This is a genomic window from Paenibacillus artemisiicola, assembly GCF_017652985.1.
Classification (GTDB): domain Bacteria; phylum Bacillota; class Bacilli; order Paenibacillales; family Paenibacillaceae; genus Paenibacillus_Z; species Paenibacillus_Z artemisiicola.
On the sequence record NZ_JAGGDJ010000002.1, the window covers coordinates 15,546 to 26,733 of the forward strand.

Sequence of the window (11,188 nt, forward strand, 5' to 3'; positions counted from 1 at the left end):
TTTTTCGGTCGGTTTGCGGCATGTTTCGGAGGATTCGGATATGGCGGCTCCGCGAAAGCTCCATTAGAGTGAGACATGTACGACCACAACTCGCACAGGAGAAGGAGATGACCATGATGAGAACGCTTTCGAAGATCGCGGCCGTGTTGCTGGCGGCCAGCTGCATCGGCTACGGCGCCGGCTCGCTTCCGACGCTGAAGGCCGATCCGTCCGTACCGGACGGCGCGCAGCAGACCGCGCTGACCGCCGAAGCGGCGGCGGACGAACCGATCGCCAGCTACGAAGCCGAAGCGCCCGGCAATCCGCTGACGGGCAACGCGTCGGCGGCCGATTGCGCGGCCTGCTCGGGCGGCAAGAAGGTCGGAGGGCTGTACCAGGGCAGCAGCATGCGCTTTGCGGACGTCGAAGCGCCGGAGGCCGGCCAATACGACGTCTCGTTTGCCTATATTTCCGGCGATCCGCGGGGCGCCGACATTCGCGTCAACGGCGGCGCGCCGGAGCACTACGACTTCGCGAAGACGGCCGATTGGGACACGCTCGGCGCCAAGACGATCCGGATGACGCTGAAGCAGGGCGCCAACACGATCGACATTTCCGACGGCGGCGGCTATTCGCCGGACATCGACAAGCTCGACGTCAAGCCCGCGAACGACGGCTTCGAAGCCGAGGATCCCGGGAACGCGCTGACGGGCAACGCGGCGGTGAGCGATTGCGGCGGCTGCTCCGGCGGCAAGAAGGTCGGCAACCTGTATCAGGGCGCCTCGCTGCGGTTCAATCACGTGACGGTGCCGGAGGCCGGCGCCTACACGATGACCGTATCCTACATCTCCGGGGATCCGCGCAGCGCGGATATCTCGGTCAACGGCGGCGAAGCGCGCCACGTGGACTTCGAGAAAACGGCGGATTGGAACACGGTCGGCAGCCAGTCGTTGACGGTCACGCTGAACCAAGGCGAGAACGACGTCCTCTTCTCCGACGGCGGGCAATATTCGCCGGACATCGACCGCATCGCGCTCGCCCCGCTCGCGTCCGGCTATGAAGCCGAAGCGCCGGCGAACGCGCTGACCGGCAACGCGAAGGTCGCGGAATGCGGCGGCTGCTCCGGCGGGAAAAAGGTCGGCAATGTGTACCAGGGCGCCTCGCTGCAGTTCAACGGCATCGAGGTGCCGGCCGCGGGCAGCTACACGGTGACCGTGCATTACATTTCGGGCGACGCCCGCGCGGCCGACGTCAGCGTGAACGGCGGCGCGGCGCAAAACATCCTGTTCCCGGCGACGGCGGATTGGAACACGACGGGCGCGTATGCGTTCACCGCGCAATTGAAGGCGGGCGAGAACGCCATCCTGTTCTCCGACGGCGGCGGCTACGCGCCGGACTTTGACAAGCTCGTCGTCACGGCCGATGACGGCAGCGCGGTGCAGCCGTGCGAGCGCGCGGCCGAGACGACGGCGCAGCCGGGAGCGAGCGTCGCGAGCAAGACGGTGCAAGCGATCGCGGTCAAGCAATCTGCCGGCACCGTGGTCGCCGATAACGGCAAGTACGCCATCACGGTCGATCTGAAGACGGGCATGGCGTCCTACGCGTGGCAGGGCAAGACGGTCGCGAAGGGCGTCTATAGCAAGTTCGGCGATCTGGCCAGCAGCTGTTACGGCACCCATACGTTCGCGATGGCCGACGTGAAGCCGATCAAGGACGGCTTCGGCAAGGGGATTTCGTTCAAGATCGTGAACAAGCAGGACGGGCAGCCGGATTTGACGCAGGTCTATCAGATCTATGCCGGCGAGACGTTCTTCCTGACGCGGACGGACGCGCAGGGCGCGGCCCCGATCGCGACGAACCGGTTCGCGCCGGTCGTCACCAATACGGCCGGGGGCATCGACGCCGGGGTCGCGAACGACGGCCGCGTGCTGGCGGTGCCGTACGACAACGACATGTGGATCCGCTCCCAAGGCGTGCCGATCAACTCCTCCGACACGAGCTACGAAGTGTCCGCGGTCTACGACAACGCGAGCCGGAGCGGCCTCGTCGTCGGCTCCGTGACGCACGACACGTGGAAGACGGGCATCCGCTTCGCGGGCGGCGACAACAAGCTGAACGCGCTCGAGGTCTACGGCGGCGCGTCTTCCGCCAAGACTCACGATTCGCAGCCGCACGGCACGGTGACGGGCACGCTCGTGCAGTCGCCGACGGCGTTCGTCGGCTACTACGACGACTATCGCGCGGGCATGGAAGCCTACGGCAGGGCGAACGCGGTCATCGCGCCGCCGCTCGCGTTCGGCAAACGCGTCCCGAAAGGCGTGCCGGTAGGCTGGAACAGCTGGGCCGCGTTCGAGAGCCGCCTGACGTTCCAGGACGTCATCGATACCTCGAACTTCATCAAGTCCAGCCTGCAGAAGCAGGGCTTGAACAACGACGGCACGACGTACGTGAACATGGATTCGTATTGGGACAATCTGTCCGACGCGCAGCTGAAGGACGCGGTGGCAACGATCAAGCGCAACGGGCAGAAGGCCGGCATCTATTGGGGACCGTTCGTCTATTGGGGCGACAACATGGACCAGCCGGTCGAAGGCTCGACGACGTATAAATACGGCGACATCATCCTGCGGGACAAGGCCGGCAAGCCGCTGCCGAAGCTCGACGGCGCGTACGCCATCGACCCGACGCATCCCGGCGCCAAGCAGCGGATGGACTATTACTTGAACAAATTCAAGCAGCTGGGCTTCGAATACATCAAGCTGGACTTCCTGACGCACGGCGCGCTTGAAGGGAAGCATAATGATCCGAACGTGCTGACGGGCACCCAGGCGTACAATCAGGGCATGGCGTACGTCGACAAGCTGGTCGCGGACCAAATGTTCATCAGCGAGTCGATCGCGCCGCTGTTCCCGAGCCAGTACGCGCACAGCCGCCGAATCGCGACGGACACGTTCGGCAGCATATCCGACACGGAATTCGAGCTGAACGCGCTGACGTACGGCTGGTGGCAGAACGGAACGATTTACCATTACACCGATCCCGACCATATGGCGCTGACCCGCGCGGGATCGCTCGAGGAGGCGCGTTCCCGAGTGAACTCCGCCGTCATCTCGGGCACCGTGTTCCTCAATTCCGACGACGTGCACGACGCGCGGGCCCAGGAGTACATGAAGGCGCTCTTGACGAACAAAGCCGTGCTGGCGCTCGCGAAGAAGGGCGAAGCGTTCCGTCCGGTCGAAGGCAACACGGGCGCGCGGGCGGCGGACGCGTTCGTGCTGAAGGACAAGGACGCGTATTACTTGGCCGTGTTCAATTACGACAAGACGGCCGCCGCCAAGACGATCGACTTGGCCCGGGCGGCCTTGAAAGGCGCCGCGGCCTACAAAGCGACCGACCTGTGGGCGAATGCCGCCTCGACCGTATCCGGCCAACTGACGGTGCAGCTCGGCGCCGCGGAATCGAAGCTGTTCAAGCTGGAGCCGAAGTAGGACGGACACCGGCGGAACAGCGCAGGCCATGGGCGTGAACAAGAGAAGAGACCCGAGGGGCGATTCCCCCCCGGGTCTCTTTGCGTGATGTCGAATGAACAAGGCGCTTCGGTACCGGCGCCGTTCGCGCATCCGCAGGTGCCCCAAGCCGCGTTCATCGTCCGCGCTTCCGGCGGAAGCCGGCTTGGCGCCCGGCATGCCGCGCGACCCGATTGACGTTGCGGCATCCATGCGCTCCATACGCATCCATGCGCATCCAGCATCCATGCGTTTCCGTGTCCAACCGCGCCGCGGTTTACAGCGGACCGCTCAGCGGCATCCGCAGCTGGACCGTCGTGCCGATGCCGAGCCAGCTGTAGATCCGGACGCCGTACGCATCGCCGAACGTCATCCGGATGCGCCGGTCGACGTTGCGGATGCCGTACCCGCCGCTCGCGGCGCCGCCCGGATCGCCCGGAAGCCCGGCCGCGCCGGCTGCGGTTTCGCTCGCCGCGCCTCCGGCGTCGCCGGCCATGCCGGCGATTAGCCGCTGCAGCGTCTCCGGGCGCATGCCCATTCCGTCGTCGATGACCTCGAGCACGAGCGTCACGTCCTCGATCCGGGCTTTCAATATAATGTTCAAGCCGGCATCGTCGTCCCAGATCGCGTGATTGATCGCGTTCTCGATGAACGGCTGCAGCACGAGCTTGACGACGGGATACGGCAGCGCGGCTTCGTCGATGTCGTCGTGCAGGTGAAGCAGCCCGTTGAACCGCAGCTGCTGGATGGCGATGTACGAATTCGTGAGCCGCAGCTCCTCGCCGAGGCTGACGATCGTCTTGCCCTTGTTGAGCGAGATCCGGTAAAACTTCGCGAGATGCGTGACCATCGACTGGATTCGCTCGTCGCCGCTGCGCATCGCGAGCGCGGAGATGGACGCCAGCGTGTTGTACAGGAAGTGGGGATTGATCTGCGCCTGCAGCATGTTCATCTCGGCTTCCTTCTTGGCGATCTCCTTCTTGTACACTTCGTTGATGAGCGCCTTCATGCGGCCCGCCATCTTCGTCATGGCGAACATGAGCCGGCCGACCTCGTCCTGCGAGACGGAGCCCGCCGTGACGTCGAAGTCCTCGCGCTCGATCCGGCGCGTGATCTGCAGCAGCTTCTCGATGCGCTTCGTGAACATCCGCGCCGCGATATAGATCAGGATGATGGCGATGAGGATGCAGACGATCGCGATCGTGAACAGGCGGGAGAACGCGAGCTTCACGTTGCTGAGCAGGCTGTCGTAGGACACGATCGAGACGACCTTCCAGCCGTTCTCGATGACGTTGTAGACGACGTACACGCGCTCGCCGCCGTATTGGCCGAGGAAGCTGCCCGTCCGTCCGCCGCTTGCGTCGGCGCCCTTCACGAACGCGGCGAGGGGACGGTTCAGCTTCGCCTTGTCCCGCGCCGAGATGATGACGCCTTTATCGGATACGATGAACAGGTCCTTGTTGCGGTTCTCCTTCGCCATGAGGGCGTACAGGTCGGATTCCGGGATGTCCATCGTCAAGATGCCGTACGGGTAATTGAGGCTGTCGTTGTCGAGCAGCCGGGCCAGCACGATGCGCGACGGTTTGCGTTCCTCCACCCCTTGGGTCACCTGCTGGTCGGTCGGGTTCGTCGCCGGCATCGCGGTGAACGTGACGTTGCCGTAGGCCTTGCCCGCGGCTTCGTACCACGGGGTCAGCCGGTCGGCGGCGCTTGCGCGCCGGACGTAGACCTCGTCGACGGGCAGCGTCGGATTGTCCAGGTAGACGGAGATGCTCGTAATGTCGGAATTGGTGACGAGCATGTTCCGGAACACGCCGTCGAGGTAATCGTAGCCGTCGATATAGGCGCTGCTGTCCGTGTAGTCGGCGGACAAGAAATCGCGCAGCCGCCGGTCGAGGTACAGGGAGGAGGACACTTTGGAATACGAGTCCAGCTTCATTTTCAGGTTGGCGCCGATCTGGTCGGTCGTCGTTGCCATGCTGGCGTACACTTGGCGGCTCAGCTCGTTCTTCATCGTCTCGTAGGAGTAGACGGCGAAGAAGAGCAGGGGCGCGACGGACGCGAGGCCGAGCGCCACGAAGAGCTTGTTGCGCAGGCGCATGTCCAGGAAGGGGCGGATGAGGTAGCGTTCCAGCGGGCGTCGCACAAAAATTCTCCTCCGGCGTCAATAAAATTGTTTGCGGTATTGATTCGGCGTGACGCCGGCGGTCTTGTGGAACAGCGAGCAGAAGTACGACACGTTCTCGTAGCCGACCCGCCCGGCGATCTCGTGGATCTTCAGCGAGCGGTCCGCGAGCAGGGCGGAAGCGCGCGCCATCCGCATGTCCGTGATGGCCTCGAGAATGGTGCGGCCGGTCTTCTCCTTGAAAATCGTGCGGATGTAGTTCGGCGACAGGTACACTTCCTTCGCGATGTCCTCGACGGTCAGCGGCAAAGGATAATCGCGCGCGATAATCGCCTCGATGCTCCGGGCGATGCCGAGATGCCGGTCGCGGTCCTTCTCCGAGAGGACCAGGATGAGGCTGCCGCACGCCTGCTTCAAACAATCGCCGATGTCGCCCAGCACCTCGCAGCCGTTCATGAGGTCCCATTCGCCGCGGACGGGGCCGGCGGCTTCGGCGTCCTTGACCGCCTGGCCGAGCTGGTGCTTCACGCCCGAGAGCAGGCGGACGGCGGCGGCCCGGGCGGGATGGCGGTGAACGCGGCGCGTCTTCAGCTCTTCCATGAAACGGTCGATCTCCCCCTCCGCTTCGTCCGGCTTCAGCTGGCCGATCGCGCGGATCAGCGCCGCTTGGTACGCTTCGACGCCGACCTCCCCGGTGCTCGGCTCCCGGACCGCGTCCGCGCGAATCAGCGCGCCTTTGCCGACGTAGAAGGCGTGCTCCGCCGCGGCGCGCGCCTCCTTGAGCAGGGCATACGCGTCCTCGGGCCGCTCGCCCGGCCGGGACAGGCCGATCGTGAGGCGTACCGGGAAGCTCGCCGCCATTTCCCGCTGCAGGCCGGTCCATAACGCTTCGTCGTTCCGAGGGTCGGCGGCGGGGAAGAGCGCGGCGAAATCGCCGTATTCCCCGTCGATCAGCCCGCCGGCGAAGCCGAGCGCCTTGAGCCGGGCCCGGACGGCTTCGGTGATGCTCGCTTCCAGTTGCTTCGGCGTCTGCTCGCCGGACGCCGAGCCGCCGTCGTCCCCGGTCCAGGCGACCGATAGGGAGGCGACCTTGAGCGGTCCCCGGAGCAGCTCCGGCATGCCGTCCATGCGCAGCAGCTTCGCGGCCGCTTCTTCGCGGGCGTCATCGCCCGGTTCGAGGAACAGCGCGCGCAGCAGCTTCTCCTTCGCCATCGCGATCGTCTGCTCCGCGAGGCGCGCCTCGTCGCATTTCAGCTTTACCTTCTCCATCAGCTGGCGCAGCTCGTCGAGATCGATCGGCTTCAGCAGGTAGCCGGACGCTTCCACGGCGATGGCGGCCTTGATATATTGGAATTCGTCGTGGCCGCTCAGGAAGACGATCTTGACCCGCTTGCTGTGCTGCTTCGCCCGTTTGGCGAATTCGAGCCCGTCCATGATCGGCATGCGCACGTCGGTGAGGATGATGTCCGGGTCCAGCGTCTTGGCCAGCTCGAGCGCTTCCCGGCCGTTCTTGGCCGTGCCGGCGACCGCGATGTCCATGGCGTCCCACGGAACGTACCGCGAAAGCGTATCCAATTCCATTTTTTCGTCGTCCACGAGCAGGATGGAATACATGGTGCTGCCCCCTTTTATCCCTTTATCGATATGAAACGGAAGATCGCGCGGGCGCGGCGCCCGGCAGTGGCGATCGCCGCTCCATTATTGTAGTGCGGCCGGCGGATTTCAACAATGGGACGAAAGCAACTGCGGCGGTTTGGAGCATGAATCGGCGAATGTTTGCATGGATGGGAGGGCGGCCGTCTCCTATAATGGGGATTGTTCCGATGCGAGACGACAACTTAAGTGGACGGAGGAAAGCAATCGTGAAACCCGACGCGGAAGCGCTCGGCCCGCTGCCGGCCGTACGGCGCCCGGGCAATTGGAAGCGGTTACGCAGCCAGAAGCTGCTGTGGCTGATGATCCTGCCCGCCTTTATCTGCACCCTGCTGTTCTCCTATACGCCGATGTTCGGCCTGTATATGGCGTTCATCAATTACACCCCCGGAGGCTCGTTCGCGTCGTCGTTCTTCGGCGGCGAGTTCGTGGGGCTGCAGTGGTTCAAGTATTTCTTCGACAGCGGCGACTTCTGGATCATTCTCCGGAACACGCTGGCGCAAAGCCTGCTCAGCCTGCTGCTCGGCTTCCCGGCGCCGATCATCCTGGCGATCGCGATCAACGAGGTGCGCTTCGGGGCGTTCAAGAAGTTCGTGCAGACGGTCTCGTACTTGCCGCACTTCATCTCGTGGGTCATCGCGGCCAACATCATCATCTCGGTGCTGTCGACGCAAGGCCTCGTGAACAAGCTGCTCATGGTGCTGCACGTCACGGACAAACCGATCGCCTTCTTCCAGCACGGCCCGTACTTCTGGTGGATCATCGGCTTCTCGAACATGTGGAAGGACATGGGCTTCAACGCCATCATGTACCTCGCGGCGATCACGTCGATCAATCCCGAGCTGTACGAGGCGGCGAAGGTCGACGGCGCGAGCCGCGTCCGGCAAATGCTGCACGTCACGCTGCCGGCGCTCCGGCCGACGATCGTCATCCTGCTCATCCTCGCGGTCGGCGGCGTGCTGAACGCGGGCTTCGATCAGCAGTACCTGATGCAGAACGACCTCGTGCTGAAGTATTCCGACGTCATCGACACGTACACGTACCGGTACGGCCTGCAGAACGGCATGTTCTCCTACGGCGCGGCGGTCGGATTGTTCAAGTCGCTCGTGGCGTTCGTCCTGGTGCTCGCCGTCAACCGGCTGGCCAAGAAGGTCAATGACCAGGCGCTCTTCTAAGCCGCAGCCATCACGCAAAGGAGTGGAGACATGAGAGGCAAATCGACGGGAGACGTGCTGTATACCGGCATCGTGTATCTGTTCCTGATCGCGGTCGTGTTCGTGACGTTCTATCCGTTCTGGAACGTGTTCGTGCTGTCGGTCAACAGCGCGTCCGATACGATCAAGGGCGGCGTTTATTTCTGGCCGCGGGAGCTGAACTTCACCAGCTACAAAGAAATTCTGACCGACCATGAGATCCTGCACGCGGTCTGGGTTACGGTCGCGCGGACGGTGATCGGCACGCCGCTGACCGTCATGGTCATCAGCCTGCTGGCGTACCCGCTCAGCAGCCGCGAGCTGGCGTTTCGGCGGCCGGTCACGCTGTACTTCATCTTCACGATGTATTTCGGCGGCGGGCTCATCCCGTACTACATGGTGCTGAAGAATCTGTATCTGATCGACACGTTCTGGGTGTTCGTCCTGCCGGGGCTCATGAACGTCTTCTACATGATTCTCGTGCGGACGTTCATCGAGCAGCTGCCGCAGGAAATTTCGGAGTCGGCGAAGATCGACGGCGCGAACGACCTGCAGGTGTACTTCCGGATCATCCTGCCGCTCACGACGCCGGTGCTGGCGACGATCGCGCTGTTCACGGCGATCGGCCATTGGAACGCGTGGTTCGATTCGTACGTGTTCACCTACAAGTCGAATCTCAAGACGCTGCAGGCGGTGCTGGTCAAGATCCTCAATCAATACCAGACCGGCGCGATGGTGTCGGACGCCCAGAAGCTGGCGGATTCCAGCAAGCGGCTGGCGGTGTCCTCGGATACGATCCGGATGGCCGCCACGATGGTCGCCACGCTGCCGATCGTCATGGTGTACCCGTTCCTGCAGCGGTATTTCGTCAAAGGCATGACGCTCGGCTCCGTCAAGAGCTGATCCGCGACGGCGCCGGCAATGCCGGCCATGAAAGGGGTGACCGCCGGCCATATTCGCGCCCGGCCTGCCGAATTCGTAACACGCGCATCACCGAGACAGGATGGTCCGCATGGCGGATCGCAACCACTACGGATCTAGGGGGATACGTTCCATGAAGAAAAAACAGGTACTGCCCGTCGTGCTCGCGGCGGCGCTCATGCCCGCGCTGCTGGCCGGCTGCGGCGACGGCGGGTCCGATAACGCGGCGAATACGAATTCGAATGCGAACGGCGGCTCGAATGCCGGCACGAACGCGCAGCCCGCGAACGACGGCGGCGACCAGACGGACGCGAACAAGCCGTCGGAGCCGATCACGCTGACCTTCTTCGACAAGAACACCGGCGCCGCGTTCGATAATCCGGTCGCCCAGGAAATCATGAAGCGCACCGGCGTGAAGGTCGAAATCCAGCAGCCGACCGGCAATCCGTCGGAGAAGCTGAACCTCATGCTCGCGAGCAACGACTTGCCCGACATCATCCTGATGGACCGCGGCGGCGACATCGTGAACAAGTACATCGCGGCCGGCGCGATCATCCCGCTGAACGATCTGATCGACAAATACGGGCCGGACGTGCAATCGCAGTACGGCGATATTTTATCGAAGACGCGCTTCAAGGACGGCAAGAACTATTACCTGTCGAATTGGTACGGCATGGACAACGATCCCGTGTTCGGCGTGCAGATGCGCAAGGACATGCTGAAGGAGCTCGCGCCGGACAAGGCGGAGGGCGGCCAGCCGTTCACGACCGGCGAGTTCGAGCAATTGCTGAAGGATTTCAAGGCGAAGTACCCGACGATCGACGGCAAGCCTTCGATTCCGCTGACGCTGAACGCCGAGAACATGGGCGCGGTGCTGGGCACGTTCAAGGGCATGTGGGGCATGAAGCCGTACTACGAGGACGGCGACAGCCTGAAATTCGACGTGAAGGACCCGAAATACCGCGATATGATCCTCTATATGAACAAGCTGTACCGCGAAGGGCTGATCGAGCAGGACTGGGCGGTCAACAAGTCGCAGACGTGGGAGCAGAAGATCTCGAACGGCATCGTGTTCTCGACCGTATCGGCGTATTGGGATCTCGGCAACGCCAACGGCGCGCTGAAGAAGGACGGCGGCGCGGATAAGCAGCTGTTTGCCTACAAGGTCGTGGCGCCGGGCACCGACCCGTCGCAGACGACGTTCGGACCGCGCAGCCCGCTCGGCTGGGACGCGATCGCGATCACGAAGAAGAACAAGCATCCGGAAGAGACGATGAAGTTCATCAACTACCTGGCGAGCGAAGAAGGCCAGTACCTCCTCATGTGGGGCGTCGAAGGCCAGACGTGGGACCTGAAGGACGGCAAGCATACGCCGAAGCCGGACGTGCTGCAGGCGCTGAAGGACGACTGGGCGGGCGAGACGAAGAAGACGGGCATCCGGACGTGGACCTGGTTCATCAAGAACGGCCTGGGCTCCGACGGCACGCCGTACGACGTCTCCCGCTTGAACCGCGGCGAGATCGAGCAGATGGCGACCAAGAACCTGCTGGATTCCGTCTACGACACGTCGCCGTACGACAACCTGAACCCGGAAGGCGGCACGCCGGTATCGCTGAGCTACCAGAAGGTGCAGGACATCATGAAGCAGTCGCTGACCAAGATCATCATCTCGAAGTCCGAGCAGGAAGCGAACGCCGGCTTTGACGCCATGCTGGCGGAGATGAAGGCGGCGGGCGACGAGAGCGTCGAGAAGGCAATCACGGACAATTACAAAACGCGCATGGAGCTTTGGAAATAACCGGATGACGAAG

At 63.4% G+C, this 11,188-nt stretch carries 6 protein-coding genes; 4 read left to right on the forward strand and 2 right to left on the reverse strand.

The genetic code is table 11. From position 1 onward, the window contains the following. Positions 1-113: 113 nt before the first annotated feature. Positions 114-3,467 (forward strand): carbohydrate-binding protein, encoded by a 3,354-nt coding sequence (locus tag I8J29_RS03365; RefSeq protein WP_208846270.1) that lies wholly within the window; start codon positions 114-116, stop codon positions 3,465-3,467. Positions 3,468-3,762: 295 nt separating this feature from the next. Here I8J29_RS03365 and I8J29_RS03370 read toward each other — a convergent pair whose 3' ends face one another. Together I8J29_RS03370 and I8J29_RS03375 are read right to left on the reverse strand one after the other, a co-directional pair. Beyond that, on the reverse strand, positions 3,763-5,631 hold the full coding sequence (locus I8J29_RS03370; RefSeq protein ID WP_208846271.1) for a cache domain-containing sensor histidine kinase: 1,869 nt from the start codon (positions 5,629-5,631) through the stop codon (positions 3,763-3,765). 18 nt (positions 5,632-5,649) lie between these two features. Continuing rightward, entirely contained in the window at positions 5,650-7,224 is a 1,575-nt protein-coding gene (locus I8J29_RS03375; protein WP_208846272.1) for a response regulator, read from the reverse strand. A 341-nt stretch (positions 7,225-7,565) separates the two neighbouring features. On the opposite strand from I8J29_RS03375, the gene I8J29_RS03380 reads away from it, so the two are divergent. The 3 genes from I8J29_RS03380 (at position 7,566) to I8J29_RS03390 (ending at position 11,175) form a co-directional block, all read left to right on the forward strand. Continuing rightward, positions 7,566-8,438 carry an ABC transporter permease gene (locus I8J29_RS03380; RefSeq protein WP_420831096.1) on the forward strand — a complete coding sequence of 291 codons (873 nt, stop codon included), beginning with the start codon at positions 7,566-7,568 and terminating at the stop codon, positions 8,436-8,438. A gap of 30 nt (positions 8,439-8,468) precedes the next feature. Beyond that, the gene (locus I8J29_RS03385; protein ID WP_208846274.1) at positions 8,469-9,359 is read left to right on the forward strand and encodes a carbohydrate ABC transporter permease; all 891 of its coding nucleotides are present in this window, start codon (positions 8,469-8,471) and stop codon (positions 9,357-9,359) included. Between the two features lie 151 nt (positions 9,360-9,510). Then, on the forward strand, positions 9,511-11,175 hold the full coding sequence (locus tag I8J29_RS03390; RefSeq protein WP_208846275.1) for an extracellular solute-binding protein: 1,665 nt from the start codon (positions 9,511-9,513) through the stop codon (positions 11,173-11,175). The last annotated feature ends 13 nt before the right edge of the window (positions 11,176-11,188 follow it).